Annotated in this window: 21 protein-coding genes, 1 tRNA gene and 2 rRNA genes; 12 read left to right on the top strand and 12 right to left on the bottom strand. The window is 62.9% G+C overall.

The features are described 5' to 3' along the window. Positions 1-344: 344 nt before the first annotated feature. Positions 345-671: a histone-like nucleoid-structuring protein Lsr2 gene (locus tag LFT45_RS04220; protein ID WP_236806895.1), complete on the top strand. Its 327-nt coding sequence runs from the start codon at positions 345-347 to the stop codon at positions 669-671. 318 nt (positions 672-989) lie between these two features. Here LFT45_RS04220 and LFT45_RS04215 read toward each other — a convergent pair whose 3' ends face one another. Both LFT45_RS04215 and LFT45_RS04210 read right to left on the bottom strand, forming a co-directional pair. Continuing rightward, positions 990-2,093 carry a C40 family peptidase gene (locus tag LFT45_RS04215; protein ID WP_236806893.1) on the bottom strand — a complete coding sequence of 368 codons (1,104 nt, stop codon included), beginning with the start codon at positions 2,091-2,093 and terminating at the stop codon, positions 990-992. Further along, on the bottom strand, positions 2,093-2,329 hold the full coding sequence (locus tag LFT45_RS04210) for a hypothetical protein (protein ID WP_236806891.1): 237 nt from the start codon (positions 2,327-2,329) through the stop codon (positions 2,093-2,095). The genes LFT45_RS04215 and LFT45_RS04210 overlap by 1 nt, the downstream gene beginning before the upstream one ends. A gap of 1,633 nt (positions 2,330-3,962) precedes the next feature. Here LFT45_RS04210 and LFT45_RS23430 point away from each other — a divergent pair. After that, on the top strand, positions 3,963-4,286 hold the full coding sequence (locus LFT45_RS23430) for an ArsR/SmtB family transcription factor (protein ID WP_442863593.1): 324 nt from the start codon (positions 3,963-3,965) through the stop codon (positions 4,284-4,286). On the opposite strand, the gene LFT45_RS04205 is transcribed toward LFT45_RS23430, so the two are convergent. Both LFT45_RS04205 and LFT45_RS04200 read right to left on the bottom strand, forming a co-directional pair. Further along, positions 4,240-4,743, bottom strand: coding sequence for a hypothetical protein (locus tag LFT45_RS04205; RefSeq protein ID WP_236806889.1), 504 nt, complete (start codon positions 4,741-4,743; stop codon positions 4,240-4,242). The two genes, LFT45_RS23430 and LFT45_RS04205, sit on opposite strands and share 47 nt — an antisense overlap. A gap of 42 nt (positions 4,744-4,785) precedes the next feature. Next, positions 4,786-5,127, bottom strand: coding sequence for a hypothetical protein (locus tag LFT45_RS04200; RefSeq protein WP_236806888.1), 342 nt, complete (start codon positions 5,125-5,127; stop codon positions 4,786-4,788). Positions 5,128-5,214: 87 nt separating this feature from the next. On the opposite strand from LFT45_RS04200, the gene LFT45_RS23425 reads away from it, so the two are divergent. The 3 genes from LFT45_RS23425 to LFT45_RS04190 are packed head-to-tail and all read left to right on the top strand — an operon-like array spanning position 5,215 to position 7,077. Beyond that, positions 5,215-5,571 (top strand): winged helix-turn-helix domain-containing protein, encoded by a 357-nt coding sequence (locus tag LFT45_RS23425; RefSeq protein ID WP_442863592.1) that lies wholly within the window; start codon positions 5,215-5,217, stop codon positions 5,569-5,571. Between the two features lie 44 nt (positions 5,572-5,615). Continuing rightward, entirely contained in the window at positions 5,616-5,831 is a 216-nt protein-coding gene (locus tag LFT45_RS04195) for a helix-turn-helix domain-containing protein (protein WP_236806887.1), read from the top strand. 16 nt (positions 5,832-5,847) lie between these two features. Continuing rightward, positions 5,848-7,077 (top strand): site-specific integrase, encoded by a 1,230-nt coding sequence (locus LFT45_RS04190; RefSeq protein WP_236806886.1) that lies wholly within the window; start codon positions 5,848-5,850, stop codon positions 7,075-7,077. Positions 7,078-7,161: 84 nt separating this feature from the next. Here the strand turns inward: LFT45_RS04190 and LFT45_RS04185 are convergent. Both LFT45_RS04185 and LFT45_RS04180 read right to left on the bottom strand, forming a co-directional pair. Beyond that, positions 7,162-7,235: transfer RNA gene (locus LFT45_RS04185), tRNA-Thr, on the bottom strand. A 162-nt stretch (positions 7,236-7,397) separates the two neighbouring features. Beyond that, positions 7,398-8,288, bottom strand: a complete 891-nt coding sequence (locus LFT45_RS04180; protein ID WP_236806885.1) for a DsbA family protein — start codon at positions 8,286-8,288, stop codon at positions 7,398-7,400. A gap of 293 nt (positions 8,289-8,581) precedes the next feature. On the opposite strand from LFT45_RS04180, the gene LFT45_RS04175 reads away from it, so the two are divergent. The 5 genes from LFT45_RS04175 (at position 8,582) to LFT45_RS04155 (ending at position 14,932) form a co-directional block, all read left to right on the top strand. Then, a complete protein-coding gene (locus tag LFT45_RS04175) occupies positions 8,582-9,994 on the top strand; it encodes an alpha,alpha-trehalose-phosphate synthase (UDP-forming) (protein ID WP_236808957.1) in 1,413 nt (470 codons plus the stop codon). Next, a complete protein-coding gene (gene otsB / locus LFT45_RS04170) occupies positions 9,984-10,811 on the top strand; it encodes a trehalose-phosphatase (protein ID WP_236806884.1) in 828 nt (275 codons plus the stop codon). Before LFT45_RS04175 ends, otsB begins: the two co-directional genes overlap by 11 nt. A gap of 229 nt (positions 10,812-11,040) precedes the next feature. Beyond that, positions 11,041-12,123: an ABC transporter ATP-binding protein gene (locus LFT45_RS04165; protein ID WP_236806882.1), complete on the top strand. Its 1,083-nt coding sequence runs from the start codon at positions 11,041-11,043 to the stop codon at positions 12,121-12,123. A 169-nt stretch (positions 12,124-12,292) separates the two neighbouring features. Next, complete coding sequence (locus LFT45_RS04160) at positions 12,293-13,711, top strand: DUF4032 domain-containing protein (RefSeq protein ID WP_102973129.1); 1,419 nt, start codon at positions 12,293-12,295, stop codon at positions 13,709-13,711. A gap of 9 nt (positions 13,712-13,720) precedes the next feature. Continuing rightward, positions 13,721-14,932 carry an amidohydrolase gene (locus LFT45_RS04155; protein WP_236806880.1) on the top strand — a complete coding sequence of 404 codons (1,212 nt, stop codon included), beginning with the start codon at positions 13,721-13,723 and terminating at the stop codon, positions 14,930-14,932. 28 nt (positions 14,933-14,960) lie between these two features. On the opposite strand, the gene LFT45_RS04150 is transcribed toward LFT45_RS04155, so the two are convergent. Beyond that, positions 14,961-16,331, bottom strand: a complete 1,371-nt coding sequence (locus LFT45_RS04150) for an FAD-binding oxidoreductase (protein ID WP_236806879.1) — start codon at positions 16,329-16,331, stop codon at positions 14,961-14,963. A gap of 222 nt (positions 16,332-16,553) precedes the next feature. Between LFT45_RS04150 and LFT45_RS04145 the strand changes: the two genes are divergently transcribed. Next, a complete protein-coding gene (locus tag LFT45_RS04145) occupies positions 16,554-18,305 on the top strand; it encodes a glycoside hydrolase family 13 protein (protein WP_236806870.1) in 1,752 nt (583 codons plus the stop codon). Positions 18,306-18,308: 3 nt separating this feature from the next. Further along, on the top strand, positions 18,309-19,322 hold the full coding sequence (locus LFT45_RS04140) for a LacI family DNA-binding transcriptional regulator (protein WP_236806868.1): 1,014 nt from the start codon (positions 18,309-18,311) through the stop codon (positions 19,320-19,322). 7 nt (positions 19,323-19,329) lie between these two features. On the opposite strand, the gene LFT45_RS04135 is transcribed toward LFT45_RS04140, so the two are convergent. The 5 genes from LFT45_RS04135 to LFT45_RS04115 form a co-directional block, all read right to left on the bottom strand. Next, a complete protein-coding gene (locus LFT45_RS04135; RefSeq protein ID WP_236806866.1) occupies positions 19,330-19,818 on the bottom strand; it encodes a hypothetical protein in 489 nt (162 codons plus the stop codon). Positions 19,819-19,909: 91 nt separating this feature from the next. Next, entirely contained in the window at positions 19,910-21,106 is a 1,197-nt protein-coding gene (locus LFT45_RS04130; RefSeq protein ID WP_442863567.1) for an IS30 family transposase, read from the bottom strand. A gap of 97 nt (positions 21,107-21,203) precedes the next feature. Beyond that, positions 21,204-21,845 carry a LysE family translocator gene (locus tag LFT45_RS04125; protein ID WP_236806863.1) on the bottom strand — a complete coding sequence of 214 codons (642 nt, stop codon included), beginning with the start codon at positions 21,843-21,845 and terminating at the stop codon, positions 21,204-21,206. 287 nt (positions 21,846-22,132) lie between these two features. After that, a 5S ribosomal RNA gene (gene rrf, locus LFT45_RS04120) occupies positions 22,133-22,249 on the bottom strand. Between the two features lie 211 nt (positions 22,250-22,460). After that, positions 22,461-25,586: ribosomal RNA gene (locus LFT45_RS04115) — 23S ribosomal RNA — on the bottom strand. Between the last annotated feature and the right edge of the window lie 354 nt (positions 25,587-25,940).

The following is a 25,940-nucleotide window of genomic DNA, read 5'->3' as shown; positions in this document are numbered from 1 at the left end:
GCCGGAAGAGTGGAAGGGCAGCAGCGGGCTTTAGACGATGAAAGAGAGGGAGCCAGGTGCTCGCTTTCCTTATCTTGGACATGGCATCGCAGGCGCATTCCTTTACATGCTCATCCACAATCTACGGCGACAAGGCAGCGTTCCCGCCTGGACGCATGTAACAGAATTTGTCCTCGCAATAAACGGAATGATTGTCCCCGGCGATATCCCTTCGAATACCACGGAAGGACCGCTCAGCCCTAGCCGCCGCAATCACCGGTTCCGCGCAGTCGTCGGTAAGCATCGAGGTATTCGCAGCAATCAACAGTTAGGGTATTCGATCTTCCGAGAAGTAGGCTTATGTCATGAGGAAGACTGTAGTAATTCTGGAAGATGACCTCGACGGCTCCGAAGCCACCGAGACAGTTCGATTCGCCGTCGACGGCACTGAATATGAGATCGACCTCAATGAAGCGCACGCCACTGAACTCCGCCAGGCTTTCAGCCGTTTTGCCGACGCAGCCCGTAAGACTTCTGGTGGGCGCGGACGGCCTATTGCGCGCAGGACCCCCGCATCCGTAATTGATGCTAAGACTGTGCGTTTGTGGGCGATTGACAACGGGCTTCAGGTTAATACTCGGGGGCGCATCCAGGCGGACATCGTCGAGAAGTACCAGGCCGCGCACCAATGATCATTGCCGGCCTAGAGGCTAGTGAATATCCGAGCGGCATCAGCAGATTGAGTGCGCTGGAACTAAAAATGCATATCCACAAAAACAATTCAGTCTGGACACAAAAGCGTTTCAGGCCCGATTGCTTTATTTGTTGCTTGACCAGTGGAGTGGAATGCTCGGAGTATGAAGAAACTACTCATGGACAGAATGAGGGTTTTGAGGGGTCATTGGCCGCGTGAGCAGGAGGGCAAAGTTTCAGGCATGGGCGCGGGCGTAGGAAATGCCGCTCGATTCAGGCAGTTGCAGCGGACGGCATAACACGTCCTGCTACCCATTTCACGTCAGCAGATCAAAGTACGCAGTATCCGTGTTCCACCCTATTGGATGCAAAAGTGTGCCCACAGCGGGATTGAGTGCGCTGTACACCATGCCGTTGCCTGCGTAGATGCCCACGTGCCCCCAGTTGTTCGGTCCCTGAGCGTTTTGAACCACTAGGTCTCCCGGCTTCGGAGTAAGTGTCCGTACACCCACCCTCCACTGCTCCACGCGCGGCAGATTGATTCCTGCCTGCCGGTAGATCCATTGGACATAGCCCGAGCAGTCCCATGCTTTGAACGCCGCCCCGCCCCAAACGTATTTGCCCCCGAGGCCTTCCTTGGTAAACCGCAGGATGTCTTTTCGAAGTTGGCTAAGATTTGCCGGCTGGAGCACCGGCTTCGAGACTCTTGACGAGTCTAAGCAACGTCCCGCGGCCACGGCGCCGTCGAGTGCATCGGCGATGGCAGAAGCCTCGCGCTCCCACCGGGCATACAGTTCGGGAAATGCCGAAACTTGGACGGCCTGCGCGGCCTGGCCTTTGCTCATAAATTGCCAGCCCGGGATGTCCAGCAACCCGGGAGGGCTACCGTGATTGGGTCCGGTCGGGCCGCCATAGAACGCCCGCACGTTGTATGTGGGATCCATGAGCTGCTCGATAGTCCCCCAGCCGGCCGCCGGACGCTGTTGGGCGGTGCCAAGGGAATCGTGGTCGCTGCCGACGCCGTCATGCGGGAAGCGAAGCGATGCAGGAACGTTAGAGTTCGCCATGACTCTAAGACTTGATTCCTGCAGTGCCATCATGATCGCAATGATCTGACCATCTCGAGGCACTCGCAACTGTTTTCCGACGGATATGTACCCTCGTGCAACGGCAGCTTGCCGAGCGGACAGACCCGCTGGAGCCTGACTGTCAGGGACGACGTTCACAGGGTTGGCATCTTCGGTGATCAGGCCTTCTAGACGGCAAATGGACCCGGCACTCACAGGGTTAATGGCGAGCACCACCACGCACGCGGAAAACGCAAATGCTCCCACCATGACCAGGACTACGGCTGCCGACACCGATGCCCGTAGAACCATGCGGCGCTTGGCCAGGGCCGCAAGCGTGGCCGGTGCCGGCATCAGTAGACGATCCTGACCGCAGCAGCGTAGAAGCCGACCACAACGCAGTGATCAGCGGGAGCTGTATCAGCCGGAGGACAGTTCATCATGACGCTGACTGGCGCTGTGTACATGTTGCGGGAGGAGCTCGTCTGGTCCAGGACCCGTAGGGAAACGGTGCACACGTGCAGTCCCGCCCAGGGCGCCGGTCGCTCTCGCACCTTGGCCAGCTCGATGTCGCAACGAAGAGACTGCACCACGGCACTACGATGGGCCTGCTGCCCAGCCAAGGAGGCATAGCTTCCAGCGTTGATGCCAGTCGCTTCGAACTCCTGCACAAATACCGTAAGGGGATTGGATCCGTCCGGCAGCACGTTCCACCAGTTGCGAAGCCTGGAGTAAACCTCAGAGTACGACGTCGTCCGCGTGTCCCACGTATAAATCGCCTTCGCGGCCGCAGCAGCGAGCTTTCGATAGTCGACAGTTCGAGGTGCTTCCAAAATATCGTGACCGGTAACAGCGGGAGCCGTCGTCGGTATCTCTCCCTGCGACCCATTCGAGGGGCTCGCGGAGGCCTGGGGTATCGTCTCCACCGGCCGCGGCTGAGCCGACTCGGCTGCAGGCACCTCCACAGGTCGCATGAGAGCGAACATGACCATGGCGGCAGCCACTAGGACGATGCCTGCAAACCACCACCTACGCCTGCTTTGACCACGGCGCGAATTTCTCTGCAGTAACCACATTTCAGCCTCCTCATCCATTCATTGCAAGATGACGAGCCTCAGACATGATCAACGAACAGGTTGCATCCCGGCACGGATGATCCTCCACGCCGTTTGATACAAACGCCGCGCGAAACCAATCTGTACGGCCACATATCGCTCAGTCACGCCAAGCTCCGCGGCCAGCGCCGCCAACGCCCTGGTTCGCTCTGGACCCCGCACTCCCGGCCGGACAATAACGGCGGCAGTTCGGCGAAGTACTGCTGTGGGCAGGCAGTCCGCTGCCTCCTCGCACAGGTCGCTGATGTTGCAGACGGCCACCGGTTCAACCTCTAGGGCTTTTTCAACAGTCCTCGCCGTTTGGCGCACGACGGTCACCGCATGCCACCGGCGGCGGTCTTGTGGCGACGGTGGACCGTACTGGCGAGGCCCGGTGAGACTTCCCATGGCAAGTTCCCAAACTCCCCCGGGCACACTCGAACGCGTCAGTTCAATGATCGTCCGGGCCCAGTCCTGATCGATGACATTCTCAGCACTTCGGCCCCCGGCCCGGCCCATACCAAGCAACGTCGTAGCATCGACAGACGCCGAGACGTCTCCGCCCTCCGGCTCCATGAGTAGGGGGAACGTTTGATGGCTCAGTTCCCTGCGGATGTGCGCGGCACAGATATTTGCGCAGACTCCTTGGACCCAGGCGCCGAAGGGAACGCCGGGAAGCTCGCGATAACGGCCCCGCGTTAGTCCATCCCACACGGCGACTCTAATGTCTTGCAGTACGTCGTCCGCGTCGGAGGCACGGCCTATGCGAGACAGGTGCGAAACGACATATCCACGCACGCTTTCAACGGCGACCATAATCTGATCCACCGGGACCGAAACTGCAGCGGCTTCTGGAGCCCTGCGCAAGGAGATATCAACGACAGTCTTGATTGTTTGATCTTGTTGGGCTTGATCAGCCTTGGTTTCGACTCGCATGGCCTTCACCGCTTTGAGTAGACGATCCAATAAGTTCCGGCGCCCAGCGAGTCCGGCGCCTCCGGTGTGGTGGCAAATGATCGAGGCCAACCACGACTACAAAGAGACTACGGAAACTATTGTCAAAGATAACTAAAGTATCGTCAAGAGTGCGAGTCTTACTTTTCTTTCTGGGTTCGATAAGAATGGTCTTATGCCCAGGATTACCCAGCCTCACGACGACGCATGGTCTGCCGAAGTCGAGGCTGCTGTGGCCACGTTCGGCAACAGAGCCCGGAATGAGATCCTGCGCTATCTTTCAGCGCATGGCCCGGCAACCAGAGGGGATATCGTGGCGGCGGTCAGCGCTGGTGAGCCAAGCGTCGCGAAGCACCTGCTTGCGCTTGAGGATGCTGGCGCCGTTGTAGTCGACGTAGAACCCGGTAGGCGGCACGGCAGGTCACCCCGATATTCAACCAACCCCGCGCGGATCAGGGAACTTCTGGCTGCCCATCTTGAGTATCTTCTGGAGGACTAGCAGCGGCATGCTCGACTTCGGGATGCCGCCCAATGTCCTTATTCAGGTATTCAGAGATAGCCCTCAACGTCTCTGGTGAAACGTCCCCCAGAGTTCGAGCGGCGAAGGACTTTACACGGGCCGCCCGGAGAGACTTGACGAATTCAAGCTGCGAATCGATGCGCTCAGGCAGCTCAGTGTCGTCGCCGATCAAGTAGGAGGGGTCGACCTTGAAAATGCTGCACAGTCCCGCGAGCAGCACCGGGTCGCTGACCAACCGGCCGGTTCCCTCTTTCATATAGAACCACCGCGCCCGGGACAACTTGATGCCCCTCTCCGCGAGTTCAGCCTGGACTTCCCTAAACGTCACGGGCTTGCCCCGCTCAGCAACCGCTGCATCGAGCAGCAGATTCAGCCGGCGGGCAAGCTGCGCCTGCTGGGACAATGCGTCACCGCGCCCAGACTCGGCACCCCGCATCGTCCACCCCTTGGTCAGTAGCGCGGGGAGCGGCAGAGCCCGTCAGAGCCTTCGACTCCCCTGCGCCCCAGTATTCCTGTAGTCGTCCGAGTCGGCAATCAGCTGCTCTATGCGCGCATCCAGGTATGACATCAATACGAGTCCAACCGATGGCCGGCCAGGTGCATCCCGCACTCCCGGTGCAGCCAACTCTTGGCAAATCTTTAAGACGGCCTGTGGCAACACGGCGTGGAAATCCAAATGGAAGCAAACCTCCATCAGGACGTCCCTCAGAGCACGCAGGAGTGCTGCTTGCTCTTCCCTGGAGTCGTAGTGCCAGTAGCGCTCAGCACCGAGTGTCGTTGCCGCCTCCGCGAAGGCCTTGATCTGGGGATGGTCCTGCATGAAAGTCTCCTCGCACGTCAGTGGGTGTGCAGTTACTTGGCTGTCCCATTCTGTTGAAGATCATTTCCACGCCGCATCCCTTCCAACATGATCGGGACGGGAGTACTCTGCTGCTGTAGACCCGTCTACAGCAGCAGTTTCCGCATATTCTTGGGTTGTGGTCTCTCCATGTCAAACATCCTGATGAACCGAACGCGAAGCCAAATCATCCGTTTCCTCCTGCGGAACGGCCCATCAACTTGCGGTCAAATCGGGACTGGACTCCGCGCGTCGCCATCCACGATTCGCCGGCAGCTCACGCTCCTCGGACGCGCAGGTCTGGTTCACCGCTCGTCCATTCAATTCGATACCTCCGCAGAGTGCGTTCAGCGGCAGGCTGAAGCCCTCGCAGAAAGCCTCATCGGCACCGTCATGTCGCCGGTCGATTCCTCATCCATGAACTAGGAACCGAGCTGGCCCTCATGCCGGCAAGTACGACGGAGACCCTGATGACCTCACTTCCAGAACGCAGCCGCAGCAGTGAAAGCCCGGATGAAACTTGGCTGACTCCAAAGGAGATCTGTGCGCAACTGCAGATTCCTGAGCAGACCTTCTACCAGTGGCGCGCCAAGCATGTTGGGCCGCGGGCATACCGGATTGGCCGGCATCTTCGAATCAATCGCACCGACTTCGTCGCCTGGCTCGCCTTACACGCTGAGCAGTAGCCGTCAGCACTGGGCGATGAGCAGGAATCCCCTGCCGCTAGGAACTTGGGGCGTCATTCACACTGCCAAGGCAACCGACAAGAGCTGGCGCGCGCGCGCAAAATACCGGGATCTTGACGGCAAGACCCGCAAGGTCGAAGCTTGGGGTCCCTCCGCCGCGGCAGCGAGGCGAAATCTCCAGATAAAGCTTCAGAGCCGGCAAACTCCACGCAGTGCGTTGGTTACCTCTTCAACCAAGATCAGCAGCCTGGCCGACGTCTTCCTGGCCGAACTAGAAAGCTCTGACAAGGCCTCCCGGACCAAAGACAAATACGCCCACACCGTGACGAAGTACATCTCACCCCAAATCGGCTCCGTTCGCGTCGGAGAGACCACGTCCGGAGTTGTTGACCACTTCATCCGCAATGTTGTTGAGGCGGTTGGCCCCGCAACCGCTCGCACGTGTGCGGCCGTCTTGTCTTGGATGTTCAAAATCGCACTTCGCCACGACGCTGTGAGCATCAATCCCGTTCTCGGTCTTTCCATTCCGAAGAGCCGGGCCGCCAAGCCCCAAGCTTTGGATCCTGAGCAGTTTACGGACATGAGAACAAAACTCCTTGCTTGGGAGAGGGAACCGGCACTTGGACGCAGCAGGACCCAAGAGCTTCACGAAATCGCGGATTTCCTTGTCAATACCGGTCTCCGGGCAGGTGAGCTATTCGCTTTGATGTGGACAGACATCGACCTGGACGCTGACCCGCCGACCGCCCACGTCCACGCCACTGTCATCCGCACGTCAACGGGCGGAGTGACTATTCAGGATCACCCAAAGTCCGAGCATGGAATCCGCTACGTGACCATCCCGCCAAACCTCGTGACGGCTCTTCGCGACCGACGCGCAAGGCAAGACAGCAGTGATACTTCGAACCCCTTGGACCTGGTTTTTCCCTCGTCCACTGGTACGGTCTGCGACCCCAACAATGTGGGCAAGACGTGGCGTAAAGCGGCAGATGCCATTGGGTACTCATGGGTGACGCTGAAAACGTTCCGAAAGGCCAATGCCACCCTCATTGCTCGAACCATGGGCGCCGAAACGGCGGCGTACCAAGCCGGGCACTCCAAGGTGTCGATGACACGCAAGCACTACGTCGAGGAGTACAAGGAGGCGATCGATACGAGGGCGGTGTTAAGCGCCTTCGATGCAGCCAACCCCGGATTCAAAGCGCTCGCACGTGAGAAGCCGGCGCCCAAGTCAGATTTTGATTAGGGTGAGTAAAGGGTGAGTTCGCTCCCGAAAAGTCAAAAAGGGCCCGGCCTGAAGTAGTAAAACCGCAGGTCAGGACCCTCCAAGAGCCCCCTGTCGGATTCGAACCGACGACCCCCGCTTTACAAGAGCGGTGCTCTGGCCAACTGAGCTAAGGAGGCGCACCCGTAAGGGCAGGCGCCGAGACGGCGCTAGATAAGGTTAGCCCAAGGACCGCCCGCCCGTAAAAACGGACGCCCGGCAACAACAGACACCCAGTTAAACAGAACAGTGGCCCGGCGTCCGGAAAATCCGAACGCCGGGCCACTGCCTATGAAGAACCTCTAGGCCTTGGCCTTAATGGCCGCCTCGACGAAAGCGGGGAATTCAGTCTGGGCACTGTCGCCCTTGCCCCACTGCTTGCCGTCCACGAGGACCGTCGGTGTACCGCTCACGCCAATGGCCGCGGCCTCCTGCGTGGTGTACTTGACCCACGGACGGTACGTCTTGTTCTCGACGCAGGAGTCGATGCTCTTGGCGCCGACGTCCGTGGCCAGCTTCTTCAGTTCGTCGTCGGAGAGCCCGGCGCCGCCTTCGGCCGGCTGGTTGGCGAACAGTGTGTCCACAAATGCCGAGTACTTCTCCGGGGATTCGTTCACCACGCAGGCGGCGGCGTTGGCTGCACGGGAGGAGTAGTTGGTGGTGGAGCGGGTGTCCAGGAAGCCCAGGGCCCGGTACTCCACGGTGATCTTGCCTTCGTCGCGGAGCTTCGTCAGGGTCTCGTTGTACGTCGCTTCGAAGTTCTTGCAGACGGGGCAAATGAAGTCGATGTAGAGGACAACCTTCACGGGCTTGCCCTTTTCGGCCTCCGCACCCGGCGCCGTAACGGTGGCGGGTGCCGAGGCCGCAGGCGACGGAATGTCTGCCACGTTCACGGTCGCGGCGTCCGACTTAGCCACTTCGGTGCCCTTGAGCAGCGTGACACCGCCATGGACGTTTCCGTTGGCCGGGGTGGGGCCCTGGTCCGCCACCGGGGCGTTGTTCTTGAGGCTGCTGGTCACCACAAGCGCGACGACGGCAAGGATGGCCACGACGGCGACCACGATGCCCCAGCCAATGAGCAGTTTGTTCCGCTTGTCCTTCTTAAGCTGCGCCTCGCGGATTTCGCGGGCTTTCTCGCGGGCGTCAGCCGTGCGTTGTGCTTTGGACTGGCGGGGTTCGTTTGCGGGGCTCATTAGTTCCTCGTGTCGTACGGACAGATGCGGACCACCCGGGGCCAACTCCCCCAGTTTAGGGGAGAACCCGGAGCTTGCGCTTTCAAGTATTTCGTTCAGCCTGACCAACGGACGAATGGCCCGGAAGATTCCGGCCCGATAGGGTTAATGAGAGCCACAAGCAACCTCAGGGAGCCCCAATGCACGGAGCTGTAAGCGACATATCCGACACAAAAACGGAAAGCGCGGCCGTGCCCGGCAGCAGCTCGGACCCCGCCAAGGACGGTCCGAAGGATGCCACCAAGTACGACTTCATGGTGGTCTCCAACCGCCTGCCGGTGGACCGCTGCGCCCCCGGCGAGCCGGGAGATGACGGCTCCGGCTGGCGGCGCTCTCCCGGCGGCCTGGTCACCGCCCTTGCTCCGATGATGACCAGGACGGACGGAGCCTGGGTGGGCTGGCACGGTGCCGCGGACGAGACAGTCGAGCCGTTCAGCCACGGGGGCATGGACCTTGTCCCGGTCCAGCTCAGCAGCGATGACGTTGAGCTGTATTACGAAGGCTTTTCCAACGCGACGCTGTGGCCCCTGTACCACGATGTCATCGCGCCGCCGGAGTTCCACAGAACCTGGTGGGACGCCTACCGCACGGTGAACAAAAGGTTCGCCGACGCCGTCGTCCGTACCGCCGATGAGGGCGCAACTGTATGGGTGCAGGACTACCAGCTCCAGCTGGTGCCGCGGATGCTGCGCCAAGCGCGGCCGGACCTGAGGATCGGATTCTTCAACCACATCCCGTTCCCTCCGCCGGAGATCTTCGCGCAGCTCCCCTGGCGCCAGGCCATCATCGACGGCCTGTTGGGAGCCGACCTGGTGGGCTTCCAGCGCAGCAGCGACGCCGGCAACTTCATGCGGTCAGCCCGCCGCTTCCTGGGCGCCAGCGTCAAGCAGCAGCAGGTCCACGTGAAAGACGCCGACGGCGCGCACACCCATATCGCCCGCGCCCAGGCCTTCCCCATTTCCATCGACGTCCAGCACATCACCGAACTGGCGCAGAAGCCCGAGATCATTGAACGCTCCCGCCAGATCCGGCAGGACCTCGGCAACCCGAAGACCATCCTGCTGGGCGTGGACCGGCTGGACTACACGAAGGGCATCGGCCACCGGCTCAAGGCCTACGAGGAGCTCCTGAACGAGGGCAAGCTCAACGTGGGCGACGCGACGCTGATCCAGGTTGCCAGCCCCAGCCGGGAGCGCGTGGAGCAGTACCGGCTCCTGCGCGAAGAGGTCGAGGGTACCGTGGGCCACATCAACGGCACCTACGACACCATCGAAAACACGGCCGTCCGCTACCTGCACCACAGCTACCCGGTGGAGGAGATGGTGGCGCTCTACCTGGCGGCGGACGTCATGCTGGTCACGGCACTGCGCGACGGCATGAACCTCGTGGCCAAGGAGTACGTCACGGCACGCACCAGCAACGACGGCGCCCTGGTGCTCAGCGAATTCGCCGGCGCCGCGGACCAGCTAAAGCAGGCACTGCTGATGAACCCGCACGATATCGACGGCCTCAAGGACGCCGTAATGCGGGCCGTCAACATGCCCCCCAAGGAAGCGGCCCGCCGCATGCGCTCCATGCGCAAGCAGATCCTCGACCACGACGTCGACCACTGGTCCGCCGACTTCCTGAAGGCCCTCAACGAGAAGGTGGTCCGCGATGACTCCTGAGGCTGATCACACCGGCGAGGCCGGCCGCACCCGGCTGGCACTGTCCCCCGAACTGCTGGAGGCGGTGCGGCGCATCGCCGGCACGGACCACCTGCTGGTCGCCATGGACTTCGACGGCACCATCTCCCCCATCGTGGACCACGCCGGGGACGCGCGTCCGCTTCCCCGCTCGGCTGCCGCCTTCGCCGAATTAACCGCTTTACCGCGTACGACGACGGCACTCATCTCCGGGAGGGCACTGGACAGTCTGCGCGCGGTCGCCTCCCCGCCGGAGGAGACCCTGCTGATCGGCAGCCACGGCGCCGAGGCGTGGCTGGGTCCGGGGTCGGTGCCGCTGACCCTCGACCCGGAGCAACTGTCGCTCCTGGACGAAGTCCGGGGCATCCTGACCGAAATCGTGCAACTGGCCCCCGGGACCGTCCTGGAGGAAAAGCCGGCCGGCGTTGTGCTGCACACCCGGCTGGCCGCGGACGACGTCGGGGAGGACGCCGTGGCAGCGGCCCGCGCCGCGCTCCAGGACCGGACGGGCGTCTACCTCAAGAACGGCAAGCGCGTCCTTGAGACATCCGTGGTGCACGCGTCCAAGGGTGAGGGCGTTGACTTCCTGCGCCAGGCCACCGGCGCCACGGGCGTGCTCTTCGCTGGCGACGACACCACCGACGAGGATGCCCTGGCCCGCCTCGGGCAGCACGACGTCGGCGTGAAGGTGGGCCTCGACTTCACCCAGGCGCAGTTCCGGGTGGAGGCGCCGGTGCACATCGCCGAGCTCCTCGAAGCGCTGCTGCGGGAACGCCGCAAAGCCGTCGCTCCCGCGTAGCGTGCAGGAGTCCTGTGACGCATCCCATCTGTGACGTCCGTAACATTTTGTCCGATTCACGATAAATCTGACATACTCTTCTTTGTGATGTGGCGCACAGAACCGTGCGGCGTCACTCGATGCTCCTCGGCCTGGGCCGGGGAGTCACCATGTAGGGCATAACTGAATTACATGAACCATTCACTACGGATCGTCCGGCACGTACCTGCCGGTGAAGGGATTGATAACTGTGGCAACAGTTACTTTTGACAACGCTACGCGTCTGTACCCGGGCACCGAAAAGCCCGCTGTTGACAAGCTCAACATCGAAATCGCCGACGGCGAATTCCTGGTCCTCGTTGGACCCTCCGGTTGCGGTAAGTCCACCTCCCTGCGCATGCTCGCAGGCCTCGAGGACGTCAACGCCGGCCGGATTCTCATTGGCGACCGCGACGTCACCGACGTTCCGCCGAAGGACCGCGACATCGCGATGGTTTTCCAGAACTACGCGCTGTACCCGCACATGACCGTGGCGGACAACATGGGCTTCGCCCTCAAGATCGCCGGTGTCAGCAAGGAAGAGCGCGCCGAGCGCGTCCGTGAAGCCGCCAAGCTCCTGGACCTTGAGCAGTACCTCGACCGCAAGCCGAAGGCACTCTCCGGCGGTCAGCGCCAGCGTGTCGCCATGGGCCGCGCCATTGTGCGTAACCCGCAGGTCTTCCTCATGGACGAGCCGCTCTCCAACCTGGACGCCAAGCTCCGCGTCCAGACGCGCACCCAGATCGCTTCCCTCACCCGTCGCCTGGGCGTCACCACCGTTTACGTGACCCACGACCAGGTCGAGGCCATGACCATGGGCGACCGCGTTGCGGTGCTCAAGGACGGCCTGCTGATGCAGGTGGACACCCCGCGCAACCTGTACGACCGCCCCAAGAACGTCTTCGTAGCAGGCTTCATCGGCTCCCCCGCCATGAACCTGCTGGAACTTCCCGTGGTAGACGGCGGCGTCCAGTTCGGCGGCACCGTCTACCCCGTGCCGCGCAACGTCCTTGAAGAGGCTCACGGCCAGACGGTTACCCTGGGCAGCCGGCCCGAGGACCTCGAGACCGCAGCACAGGGCGAAGGCATCCAGGTAGAGGTCGACGTCGTCGAAGAACTCGGTGCCGACGCCTACGTCTACGGCCACACCACGCTGGACGGCAAGACCCACGACATCGTGGCCCGCGTCGACGGCCGCCGCCCGCCGATGAAGGGCGAGTCCCTCTGGGTCCGTCCGCAGTCCGGCCACGTGCACCTGTTCGACACCAAGACCGGCGAGCGCCTGGGCGACTAACAGTCCTCCCCACCGGCACCCTAACCTCGCTCCGCTTCGGCCAGGGAACCCTGCCGGCGTGGGCCCAGCGCAAACGACGGCGGTCCTCCCCTAAACCGGAGGGCCGCCGTCGGGCTTTAACCGCTGTCCCCTTTTAGGCACCCCCTGCAAAATACGGAAGAATTGAGCCATGACCGAGGAACACAACGCGCAGTGGCACGATGAACCCACCGACTACGGGCAGATCGGCAAACTGCCGCGGTTCGAAGCGGCCAGCGCCAACGACGACAAGGCAGCCTCGGTCGCCAGCAACCTCAACATCACGGCGGCCGCCGCCGACCCCGAGCTCCTGGACCTGCCGTGGCACATAGCGCTCGAGGACTGGCCGGCGGAAAACCTCGCCGCGCTCCCCCGCGGTATCTCGCGGCACATCGTGCGGTTCGCCCACCTCGGCGGCTCAGTCATCGCCATCAAGGAAACGTCCGAGCACGTGGCCCGCCACGAGTACCACATGCTCCGCAAGCTCGCGCGCCTCGACGTACCCTGCGTGGAACCCGTCGCCGTCATCACCGGCCGCACTACCCCCGACGGCCGTCCCCTGAACCCGGTCCTCGTGACCCGGCACCTCAAGTTCTCCATGCCGTACCGCGCGCTCTTCTCGCAGATGCTGCGCAAGGACACGCTCACCCGGCTCATCGACGCCCAGGCGCTGCTCATGGTCCGGCTGCACCTCATTGGCTTCTACTGGGGCGACGTCTCGCTCTCCAACACCCTGTTCCGCCGGGACGCAGGAGCCTTCGCCGCCTACCTGGTGGACGCCGAAACCGGCGAACTGTACCCGGACCTCTCCACCGGCCAGCGCGAGTACGACCTGGAGATCGCCCGCGTCAACATCGCCGGCGAACTCATGGACCTCCTCGACGGCGGCCTGATCGAGGAGAAGGTGGACCCGGTGGCCACCAGTGAACTCATCATGGAAAGCTACCGTCGCCTCTGGACCGAGCTGACGGCCAAGGAATCCTTCGAACTGGGCGAGCGCTGGCGCGTCGGCGCCCGCATCCGCCGGCTCAACGAGCTCGGCTTCGATGTCGAAGAGTACGCGATCAAGACCACCCAGAACGGCTCCACCATCCAGCTGCAGCCGAAGGTGGTCGACGCCGGCCACCACATGCGCCGCCTGCTGCGCCTGACCGGACTCGACGCCCAGGAGAACCAGGCCCGCCGCCTGCTGAACGACATGGACACCTTCCGGGCGGACAACAATCCGGAGATGGATGAGGAATACAGCGCCCACCTGTGGGTCAGCCAGATCTTCGAGCCGATCGTCCGGTCCATCCCCCGCGACCTCTCCGGAAAGCTCGAACCCGCCGAAGCCGTGCACGAGGTGCTGGAGCACCGCTGGTACATGTCCGAAAAGCAGGAACGGCACATCCCGCTGGCCGAGGCCGTCCAGTCCTACATCGACTCCATCCTGCGCCACCGCCGCGACGAGGCCGCCATCATGCTGAACCCGGACACGGAGCTGCTGAAGATCCTCGCCGTGGAAACGGAGGAATCCCGGTACGGCGCCGATGAGACCGAGGACGACTATCCCGACGCCGACGACTGAGGTGCTGCGTTGACCACCCTGATCCGCGCCGTCCGGCCGTGGGGACAGCCGTTGAGCGATGTCCTCATTGCAGACGGCAGGATCTCGGCCGTCGAACCGCACCGCCCGGCGAAACCGGCGGCGGCTACCGTCGTCGAAGGCCGCGGCCGGCTGCTGGTGCCGTCCTTCTCCGACGTCCACGTCCATCTGGACTCCACCCGGATCGGGCTGCCGTTCCGCGAACACACGGGCGGGCCGGGCGTGTGGACCATGATGATGAACGACCGGCTGAACTGGCGCAACGCCGAAGTCCCGCTGCAGGAGCGCGTCAACAACACCCTCGGCCGAATGATCGCGCGGGGCACCACCCGGGTCCGTTCCTACGCCCAGGTCGATGTGGACTGCCGGCTGGAGCGTTTCGACGCCGTCGCCGCCGCCAGGGACCAGTTCAGGGACCGGGCCGACGTCGAAATCATCGCCTTCCCGCAGGCCGGCCTTCTGCGGGAGGAGGGCACCGTCCCGCTGATGGAAGAGGCGCTGAAGGCCGGCGCAAACGTCATGGGCGGCATCGATCCCTGCAGTCTGGACCGCGACCCCGCCCGGCACCTCGACATCGTTTTCGGGTTGGCCGAGAAGTACCAGGTCCCCATCGACATCCACCTGCACGAGCCCGGCGAACTGGGTGTTTTCAGCACTGACCTGGTGCTTGAACGCACCCGCGCGCTGGGCATGCAGGGCAAGGTGACCATCTCCCACGCCTACCAGCTGGGCAGCGTCTCCGAGGCCACCACCCGCCGGCTGATCGATGAGTTCGCCGAACTGGACATCTCCATGGCCTCGGTTGCACCGGCAGCATCCGGCCAGCTCCCCCTCCCGTTGCTGGCGGAGGCGGGTGTCCGGGTGGGCCTTGGCGAGGACGGCCAGCGCGACTACTGGTCCCCGTACGGAAACACGGACATGCTGGACCGCACCTGGCAGCTGGCCTTCACGCACGGCTTCCGCCGGGACGAACTGATCGGGCACTGCCTTGCCATCGCCACGGTCGGCGGCGCCAGCGTCCTGGATCCCTCGGCAACTCGGCTCAATGGCACGGCGCACCGCCCAGGCCTTGAGGCTGGCGATCCGGCCGAGCTGCTGCTGCTCGACGGCGAAACGGTGGCCTCCGCGGTCATGGACCGGGGCACCGACCGCACCGTGATCCACCGCGGCAGGGTTGTGGCCGACGGCCTGGAACTGGTCTAGGTCTGCCGGGGGCCTTGGCCGCCCTCCGTTAGATCGCCTTGCCCGGGTTCAGGATGCCGGCGGGATCGAAGAGGTTCTTGATACGGCGCTGCAGCTCACGGAGCGGCTCCGGCTGCTCGAGGCCCAGCCAGCGCAGCTTGTACTGCCCCACGCCGTGCTCGCCGGTGATAGTCCCGCCCATTTCCAGGGCCGCAACAATGGACGCGTCGAGTGCCGTGTTCAGGCGAAGCATGGCGCCGGCGTCCACCTCGTCGTTCACGCGGTCAATCCAGAACGTGGGGTGCAGGTTCCCGTCCCCCGCGTGGGCCACCACCTTCAGCCTGACATCGTGGGCCTCGGCGAGCGCCTCAAGCGCCGCCACGTAGTCCACCAGCCGGGAACGCGGCACGGCAACGTCCTCACCCACGCGGTACTCGTCATCCACCTCGACGCCCCTGCTGTTGCGCCGCAGTTCCACCAGCTGTTCCGCCTCGGCGCTGGCCTCGGTGGTCACCACCGCGCCGCCGGCCGCCAGCACTTCACGCACGACGTCGGCCTCAGCCGCCGCCCCGAAGCCGTCCGTCTGGACCAGGAGCAGCGAAGCTCCCCGGGCCGCGAGATCGGAGCCGTGCAGCTCGTCCAGCTGGGCCAGCGATCCGCCGTCGAGCAGTTCCATGATGGCCGGCTGCACGCGGGCCTTGCCGACAGCGAGCACGCCGGCCGCCGCCTGCCGGAAGTCGGGGTAAAACGCGGCGATGGTGTGTACCTCCCGGGGCAGGTACTTGAGCCGGACGGTCGCACCCACCACGATTCCCAGCGTGCCCTCCGATCCCACGAACAGCCCGGTCAGGTCGTAGCCAGCCACGCCCTTGAAGGTCTGGTGCCCGGTGTGCAGCAGCGAGCCGTCCGCGAGGACCACGTCCAGGGCCAGCACCGAATCCCGGGTCACGCCGTATTTGGCACACCGCAGGCCGCCGGCGTTGGTGGCCACGTTCCCGCCGATGGTGGAAATCCTGAAACTCGCGGGGTCCGGAGCGAACATAAGCCCGTGTGCCGCGGCGGCGTCGTTCAGGTCGGCGTTGATGACGCCGGGTTCGACGACGGCGGTCTCGTCGTCCGCGTTGAGCTCCAGAACGCGGTTCATCCGTTCCAGGCCAAGGACAACGCACCCCTCGCTGGCATGGGCGCCGCCCGAGACTCCGGTCCCGGCACCGCGGGCCACCAGCGGCACATTCCGGGCAGCACAAGCCTTGACGGTGGCCTGGACGTCGTCGACGGACTCCGCCAGAACCACGGCGGCGGGCAGCCGGTAGTCCAGCACGGGGGCCTGGTCCACCGCGTAAACCGCGAGTGCGGCGCCGTCCCGGAGGACCTTCTGCGGCCCCAGGATTGATGTCAGTTCGTCGGCGATGCTGCCCATGGGTCTCCCGTCCAATCACTTTGCTCCAGTCTAGATGTCACGTGGACCACACCCCTCGCCCCTTGGCTCGATCGAAGCCTGTGCTGTCGCACCAACAGCTGGAAGCGTTTCCAATTCAGTCTCTTGACGTGACCACGTTGCCGCGTGCTGTGACTCAATTGTCAATCGTTCGAGTGGTGTAAGCGCTTTCATTAAAGGCCCTCCCACCCTTAGGATTGGCCAATGTCTGTTGACTCGTTTCTGCACTCGGCGTCGCCTCTGGCCGGCGCCCTGACGCCCATCCACGCCCCGGACAACGCCCACGGCTGGTGGCGATCAGCCGTCATTTACCAGGTGTACCCACGCTCCTTCCGGGACATGAACGGCGACGGCATCGGTGACCTCGCGGGGATCACCGCCGAGATGCCGCAGCTTGCCGAGCTCAACGTGGACGCCGTCTGGCTCTCACCCTTCTACCGCTCGCCGCAGCGCGACGCCGGATACGACGTCAGCGACTACTGCGACGTCGACCCGATCTTCGGCACGCTCGGCGACTTCGACGGCATGGTGGCTGAGGCGAACCGCCTGGGCCTGCGCGTCATCGTGGACTTGGTTCCTAACCACTGCTCAAACCAGCACCGCGATTTCCAAGCCGCACTGGCCGCCGGCCCGGGCAGCCCCGAACGGGACATGTTCATCTTCCGGGACGGCCGGGGCACCGAGGAAAACGAACCACCCAATAACTGGGAATCGCACTTCGGCGGCTCCGCCTGGACCCGCATCACCGAACCTGACGGCACGCCCGGCCAGTGGTACCTGCACCTCTTCGATTCATCGCAGCCGGACTTCAACTGGGACAACCAGGCCGTGCATGACGAGTTCGAGCGCATCCTGCGCTTCTGGCTGGACCGGGGCGTCTCCGGGTTCCGCGTGGACGTCGCGCACGCCCTGGTCAAGGCCCCGGGCCTTCCCGCCTGGGGCGGGCGCGCGGACGGCAGCAGCTCCGACGGGTTCCCCGGACACGAGGCGCCGATGTTCGGCCAGCCGGCACTGCACGACATCTACCGTGCGTGGCGCAGGATTCTCGAGGAGTATGGTCCCGACCGCATTCTCTGCGCGGAAGCCAACGTGGACCCCCTGCCGCGGCTGGCCCACTGGGTACGGCCCGACGAAATGCACCAGGCCTTCAACTTCCCCTACCTCCACGCAGGGCTGGACCTCCCCCGCCTGCGCCACATCGTTACCGAGTCCCTGACGTCCCTGGATGCCGTCGGTGCCCCCAGCACCTGGGTGCTGTCCAATCACGACGTCGTCCGGCACGCCACCCGCTTCGGGTACGACTGGTCTGGGCCGCGGGACGGCGACGGCATCGGCCCCAAGGACCCCCAGCCGGACGAGGAGCTGGGCCGGACCCGGGCCGCGGCGGCGTCGCTGTTCATGCTGGGCCTCCCCGGCGGCGCCTACCTGTACCAGGGCGAAGAGCTTGGCCTGCCCGACGGCATCGACATCCCGGACCGCCAGCGGCAGGACCCAACATTTGCGCGCACCGGCGGCGCCCGGCTGGGACGCGATGGATGCCGGGTCCCGCTGCCGTGGAAGGCATCCGAACGCCACAGCGGCTTCGGCGATGGCGACGCGCCCTGGCTCCCGCAGCCGGAGAGCTTCGCGAAACTGGCGCGGGACGCCCAAGCCGGGGACCCGTCGTCGCACTTGAACCTGTACCGGCGCATGCTCAATGTCCGGCGGGAACTGGACCTTGGGCGGGGTTCGCTCGCCTGGGCGGAGGAATGGTGCACCGCGTCGTCCCTGGCATTCCTCAACGGGGACATTCTGGTGGTCATGAACATCGGTCCAGATCCCCTGGAACTGCCCGCCGGCGAGGTTGTGCTCCGCAGCTCGTCGCACTTGGGCCCTGGCGACGAAGATCAGCGGTTTGGCCTGGGCCCGGGGGAAGCCGTCTGGCTGCGGATCTCTGCAGAGGGCATGAAGGGCTGAGACATGGCCGGCATCAAGGACGTTGCGGAACGGGCCGGGCTTTCCATAGCCACCGTTTCCCGAGCCTTGAGCGGCAGGGGGCACGTGTCGCCGGCGAGCCGCGAGCGTGCCCGGGCAGCTGCGGCCGAGCTCGGCTTCGTGCCCTCCTACCAGGCATCCAGCCTCGCCTCCGGCCGCACCCGGAATATCGGCCTTGTGGTCCCCACCGTCCGCCGCTGGTACTTCGCCTCGGTGGTGGAGGGCGTCTCAGCAGCTCTCCTCGACGCCGGCTATGACCTGACGCTCTACAACATCACGGAGGGGACCGTCCGGCGCCGGAGCATTCTCCAGGACTTCCTGCTGCGGAAACGCGTGGATGCGGTCATCGCGGTGGCACTGGCGCTGACGGAGGACGAGATCGGCCAGATGCTGGCCATCCAGCGGCCCCTCGTGGTCATCGGCGGAGCGTTGCCGGGAGCCTCCACCGTCCGAATAGACGACCACGGCCTGGCGGAAACTGCCGTCAACCACCTGATCCGGCTCGGCCACAGCCGGATCGCACACATTACGGGCGATTCGGTGTACGAGCAGGACTTCAAGATCCCGCGCACCCGGCGTGCAGGCTATGAGAAGGCGATGACGGCTGCAGGACTTCCCGTGCGGCCGTCGTGGGTAGTCCGGGCTGACTTCACCGTCGAGGGTGCCTACGCCGTGGCACGGGACCTGCTGGGGGGAACCTCGGAACGGCCCACCGCCGTCTTTGCAGCCTCAGATGAGATGGCGATCGGGACCATACTGGCGGCCAGGGATTTTGGGCTCAGGGTGCCGGAGGACCTGTCGGTGCTCGGCATGGACGGGCACGAACTGGGGGAACTATTCGGCCTGACCACGATCGATCAGGATCCGCGCGGCCAGGGAGCCTTGGCTGTGCGCTTGCTGCTGGAAGGGTTCGACGGCGGAACGGACCGGGCCGTCCTAGACACCGAATACCCGACGCGGTTTGTGGTTCGCCGGAGCACGGCAGTGCCCCCGGCGTAGGTTGCCGCTACTGTGCAGCGCTGCCCATGAACCTTGCGAAGCGGTTCAAAACTTCCGGCCAGTCCTTCTCCCAAACGGCACGGGTGCCGGCCGGATCCTCGGCCCCTTCCCAACCGTCATGGACTACGCGCACCTCGGCGCCTTCCTCAACGCCGCGGAACACGACGCGCAGCTCGGTTGACCACAGCGCGGTACTGCCGGGATACCAGGATGCGTGGAAGGACAGCGGAGGCTGCCAATCGTCAATGGTTCCCCAGGTGGCGCCCCGGCCGTCATCGGAGCTTTCGAGAATCAGGTTCTCCTCGAACTCCACGTACGAGCCCGGACCATACACACTGTTGGTCTCCATCGGCCACCAGAGATGAGTGTGGTCGGTGAACCCCATAAAGGCGCGGGACACAGGCCCGGGGACCACCACGGTGCAGATGACCGGGTCCAGGTTATCTACGGGCTCGGGCGCTTCGTTGCCGGCGGCGTGGCTGAAGAGATTTTCCATGGCTACCAACTCTACCGGCCCTCCCCCGACGCTTCCTCACATCCCGTCGCTTCAACGTGGGCGGATTCCAGCGGTCGTTGCAACACGCGTCCTAAGCTGCTGATTCTTCCAGAATTTGCTCGAGGGCTTGTGCGGGGGTTTTCCAGCCGAGTGTTTTGCGTAGGCGGCCGTTGAGCCCGGCGGCGGCGTAGTCGAGGTCCTCACGCGTGACGGTGGTCAGGTCCATCCCTTTGGGGAAGTACTGGCGCAAGAGCCCGTTGGTGTTCTCGTTCGTGCCGCGCTGCCAGGGCGAGTGAGGGTCGCAAAAGTACACATCCGCTCCGGTGGCGACCTTGACGCGGTCATGGATTCCGACCATCTCCGCGCCCTGGTCCCAGGTCAGGGACCGGCGCAAGTGGGCGGGCAGCATGGGCAGGGTTTCCTGGATGGCGGCCAGAACCTGCTCGCCGGTGTGGCCGTTGGGCAGGTGCAGGAGCATCACGAAGCGGCTGCTGCGTTCCACTAGCGTTCCGATCGCCCCGGTGCCGGGGGTGCCGATGACCAGGTCGCCCTCCCAGTGTCCGGGAACGGCCCGATCATCGGCCTCCGCCGGGCGCTCACTGATCAGCAGCTCCTTCGGGACCCGTGGCTTCCGCATCCCGGCCCGCCGGTTTGGTTGGCGCACCGCACGCCCGGTCCGCAGGGCCGCGGAGAGCTCGGCTCTCAGCCCTCCGCGGCCCTGGATGTAAATGCACTGATAGATCGTCTCCGGGCTGATGCGCATGCTCTCATCATCAGGGAAATCGATCCGCAGCCGGACACTGATCTGCTCCGGAGACAACCGCTCACGGGCCGTCAGCATCCCGGCAACGTAGAGCGCCAGGGCCTCGTTGGATGCCAGCTTCCGGGCCTTGGGCCGCCGTGCCAGCTTCTGGGCCCGGTTCTGGGCCGCGGACGCCAGGTAGGGGCGGTGGCCCCCGTTGCGGACGTTCCGGGCCAGCTCCCGGCTAATGGTGGACGGGCTCCGGCCCAGACGACGGCCGATCTCGCGCGCACTGCACCCTTCCGCGCGCCACACAGCGATCAACTCACGCTCATCAAAGGACAGGTACCGCCCACACGGGGGCGCAATCGAAGGATCCACCCCACCATGCTGACGGACGATCCCTCGCGCCGCCGTAGCGGAAAGCCCGGCAACCTCCGCGGCCACCTCATCGGACAACCCGGAAGACCTCGCCTCCCAGAACACCCGCACAACCTCACGCAACACCTCAGGCCGACCAAAACGTCCCACAACACCACCAATCACTCAGGTGTTGCAACGACACCTAGAACCTGCCGTGGACCCTTCCTCACATCCTGTCGCCTAAGCCGGACTGCTCGAGGACCGCGTTACTGTAGCGGGGCTAGCTGCTCGCGCCGGACGCGATAACACCGGCGCCCAACGCGGCGATGATGCCGCTGCTGACGCGTTCGACGCCGGTGCTCACCTTTGGGCGTCGCAACCAGCCCATCGCTTTGTAAGCGATAAGCGCGACGACGGCCAGGTAGGCGAATGCGATGACCGCCTCCACTGAGCCCAGGATCATCGCGGTGCCCATGGTGTCGCCGCCCTGAGGGATGAACTGCGGGACGACGGCCAGGTAGAAGAGGCCAACTTTGGGGTTGAGCAGAGTGGACAGCGCCCCCGCGCCGAGGCCGGCCAGGTTGCTGTACCGGAGCGCGCCTCCTTCTTTACCGCTCTCCATGCCGTCCCTAGCAGCCTTCCGCGTCTTCAGGAACGAGGAAATGCCGAGGTAAAGCAGATAGAGGCCCCCCGCGATCTTGAGCCAGCGGAACACCTCGGCGGACTGCGCCAGGATCGCTGCGAGTCCCAAGCCGACGAGGGCCGCCCACGCGATAGCGGCAACTGCCGAACCCGCCGCGGCCGCAATCCCTGCGCTGGGCCGGTTTAACGCGATACGCAGCACCAAGAACGTGTCGGGACCGGGCGTAAGGGACAGAATGAGGCACAGTCCAGCGAAGGCAGCGAGGGAAGCAAAGGTCATGGTGACGATTATCCCTGATGCTCGAGCGTCCGGGAAAAGCGGCGGGAGGTGAGGCCGCGTCGGCGAAAACCCTGCAGGAGGTGAGGACGCGTCGGTGAAAACCCTGCAGGAGGTGAAGCCGCGTCCGGGAAAACCCTGCAGGAGGTGAGGGAGGGTTTGGGGAGGGGCGTCGGGTGGGCCTGTCGAAACCAGGGCCCGGGTTTGTGGGTGGCCCCGGGTTGGATTACATGTGGGTTAAAAGGCTCAGGCCCCGACGTTTCGTTGTCGGGGCCTGAGCCGTAAATAGTGTCCGGCGGTGACCTACTCTCCCACACCCTCCCGGGTGCAGTACCATCGGCGCTGTGGGTCTTAGCTTCCGGGTTCGGAATGGGACCGGGCGTTTCCCCCACGCTATGACCGCCGTAACCCTGTGTCCCGTCCCCCGGTGTTCCTGGGGGTGGGAAATCTTGTGGTGTTACAACTGTGGTGTTGTATTCAGTTATTGGTTGGTTCCTGAACCAAAGCCCGGTGGCGGGTTTGTTGGTTGGGAACCACATAGTGGACGCAAGCAGTCTTGTTTCTTTGTACCGCCCCCATGGGTGCAAACGCTTTTGAATCCGTTTGCGGGGGTGGTGTGTGGTGTAAGTTATCGGCCTATTAGTACCGGTCAGCTTCACGAGTCGTTAGTCCTCGCTTCCACATCCGGCCTATCAACCCAGTGGTCTGGCTGGGGGCCTCTCACACACAAGGTGTATGGAAATCTCATCTCGAAGCGAGCTTCCCGCTTAGATGCTTTCAGCGGTTATCCCATCCGAACGTAGCTAATCAGCGGTGCACTTGGCAGTACAACTGACACACCAGAGGTTCGTCCGTCCCGGTCCTCTCGTACTAAGGACAGCCCTTCTCAAATTTCCTGCGCGCGCAGCGGATAGGGACCGAACTGTCTCACGACGTTCTAAACCCAGCTCGCGTACCGCTTTAATGGGCGAACAGCCCAACCCTTGGGACCTACTCCAGCCCCAGGATGCGACGAGCCGACATCGAGGTGCCAAACCATGCCGTCGATATGGACTCTTGGGCAAGATCAGCCTGTTATCCCCGAGGTACCTTTTATCCGTTGAGCGACGGCCATTCCACAATGTACCGCCGGATCACTAGTCCCGACTTTCGTCCCTGCTCGAGATGTCTCTCTCACAGTCAAGCTCCCTTGTGCACTTACACTCGACACCTGATTGCCAACCAGGCTGAGGGAACCTTTGGGCGCCTCCGTTACTTTTTAGGAGGCAACCGCCCCAGTTAAACTACCCATCAGGCACTGTCCCTGACCCGGATTACGGGCCGAAGTTAGATGTCCAAAGTGACCAGAGTGGTATTTCAACGATGACTCCACCCGAACTGGCGTCCGGGCTTCAACGTCTCCCACCTATCCTACACAAGCCACTCCGAACACCAATACCAAACTATAGTAAAGGTCTCGGGGTCTTTCCGTCCTGCTGCGCGTAACGAGCATCTTTACTCGTACTGCAATTTCGCCGAGTTTATGGTTGAGACAGCGGGGAAGTCGTTACTCCATTCGTGCAGGTCGGAACTTACCCGACAAGGAATTTCGCTACCTTAGGATGGTTATAGTTACCACCGCCGTTTACTGGGGCTTAAATTCTCAGCTTCGCCTTGCGGCTAACCGGTCCTCTTAACCTTCCAGCACCGGGCAGGAGTCAGTCCGTATACATCGTCTTGCGACTTCGCACGGACCTGTGTTTTTAGTAAACAGTCGCTTCCCCCTGGTCTCTGCGGCCCCGATCCCCTCCCGGTCGCTAGTACCGTTCAAGGTTGGGGCCCCCCTTCTCCCGAAGTTACGGGGGCATTTTGCCGAGTTCCTTAACCATAATTCTCTCGATCGCCTTAGTATTCTCTACCTGATCACCTGTGTCGGTTTGGGGTACGGGCGGCTAAAACCTCGCGCCGATGCTTTTCTAGGCAGCATAGGATCACCGAATCCCCCCTTTACGGGAGTCCCGTCAGATCTCAGGCACATGAACAGCGGATTTGCCTACCGTTCGCCCTACATCCTTGGACCGGGACAACCATCGCCCGGCTCGGCTACCTTCCTGCGTCACACCTGTTAATACGCTTGCCTCCCAGGATCAGGTCCCGCGCTCCACCAAAACCCTTCACCCACAAGGGGTGTCGGGCAGGTCTCGGGCGGTTAGTATCCCCTGTTCAACATGGGCGGTTTTTCGCCGGTACGGGAATATCAACCCGTTGTCCATCGACTACGCCTGTCGGCCTCGCCTTAGGTCCCGACTTACCCAGGGCAGATTAGCTTGACCCTGGAACCCTTGATCATCCGGCGGACGGGTTTCTCACCCGTCTTTCGCTACTCATGCCTGCATTCTCACTCGTGTAGGCTCCACCGCTGGTTTACACCGCGACTTCACCGCCCACACGACGCTCCCCTACCCATCCACACTCCTGAACCACGAAGGCTTGGAAAATATGTGAATGCCACAACTTCGGCGGTGTACTTGAGCCCCGCTACATTGTCGGCGCGGAATCACTTGACCAGTGAGCTATTACGCACTCTTTTAAGGATGGCTGCTTCTAAGCCAACCTCCTGGTTGTCTTCGCAACTCCACATCCTTTCCCACTTAGCACACGCTTAGGGGCCTTAGTTGGTGGTCTGGGCTGTTTCCCTCTCGACTATGAAGCTTATCCCCCACAGTCTCACTGCTGCGCTCTCACTTACCGGCATTCGGAGTTTGGCTGACGTCAGTAACCTTGTAGGGCCCATTAGCCATCCAGTAGCTCTACCTCCGGTAAGAAACACGCAACGCTGCACCTAAATGCATTTCGGGGAGAACCAGCTATCACGAAGTTTGATTGGCCTTTCACCCCTACCCACAGCTCATCCCCTCCATTTTCAACTGAAGTGGGTTCGGTCCTCCACGACGTCTTACCGTCGCTTCAACCTGGCCATGGGTAGATCACTTCGCTTCGGGTCTAGATCACGCCACTGCAACGCCCTGTTCAGACTCGCTTTCGCTACGGCTTCCCCACACGGGTTAACCTCGCGACGTAACACTAACTCGCAGGCTCATTCTTCAAAAGGCACGCCGTCACAGCTACAAGGCTGCTCCGACGGATTGTAAGCACACGGTTTCAGGTACTGTTTCACTCCCCTCCCGGGGTACTTTTCACCTTTCCCTCACGGTACTGGTCCGCTATCGGTCATTAGGGAGTATTTAGGCTTATCAGGTGGTCCTGACAGATTCACACGGGATTTCTCGGGCCCCGTGCTACTTGGGATACTCATCAAAGGCGGCGCTCAGCATTACGGTTACGGGGCTCACACCCTCTACGGCCGGCCTTTCAAGACCGTTCACCTATACCAGCACTCACACCTCCCCGGTCCGGCAGAACCAGGACAACAAGTCCCACAACCCCGCCCATGCAACGCCCGCCGGCTATCACACATGGGTCGGTTTAGCCTGATCCGCGTTCGCTCGCCACTACTAACGGAATCACTGTTGTTTTCTCTTCCTGCGGGTACTGAGATGTTTCACTTCCCCGCGTTCCCTCCACGCACCCTATGTGTTCAGATGCGGGTCACCAGATCACTCGCGCGTCTGGCGGGGTTTCCCCATTCGGACACCCTGGGATCACAGTCCGGTTATCGACTCCCCCAGGCTTATCGCAGATTCCTACGTCCTTCTTCGGCTCCTAATGCCAAGGCATCCACCGTGTGCTCTTAAAAACTTGACCACAAAAGATCAAGGAGTAATTTACGAGAGAACCATGAAAACCAACCACACCCAACAACCACACCCCGTAAGGGTGCCATCATCACGCGCAGCCAGATCCAGGTTCATATTCTTGGAAATTGCTTCTTATAAAAGATGCTCGCGTCCACTATGTAGTTCTCAAACAACAACCCCGTACCACACACCCCACACACACCCGCGCCAACAGACGCAGCAACCGTGTGATCGGTGCAGCCAGGAAACCAGAAACAAACAACCCGGACAAAGCCACGGCCAAAAGCCGCACCCTCCCCGGTCCTGTTGCCTCAGGACCCAACAGTGTGCCAAACACTAAACCGCATGAACCCCGCCCCGC

Origin of the sequence: Arthrobacter sp. FW305-BF8 (genome assembly GCF_021789315.1) — a bacterium.
GTDB lineage: Bacteria > Actinomycetota > Actinomycetes > Actinomycetales > Micrococcaceae > Arthrobacter.
This window is presented reverse-complemented; position numbering and strand designations above follow the sequence as displayed.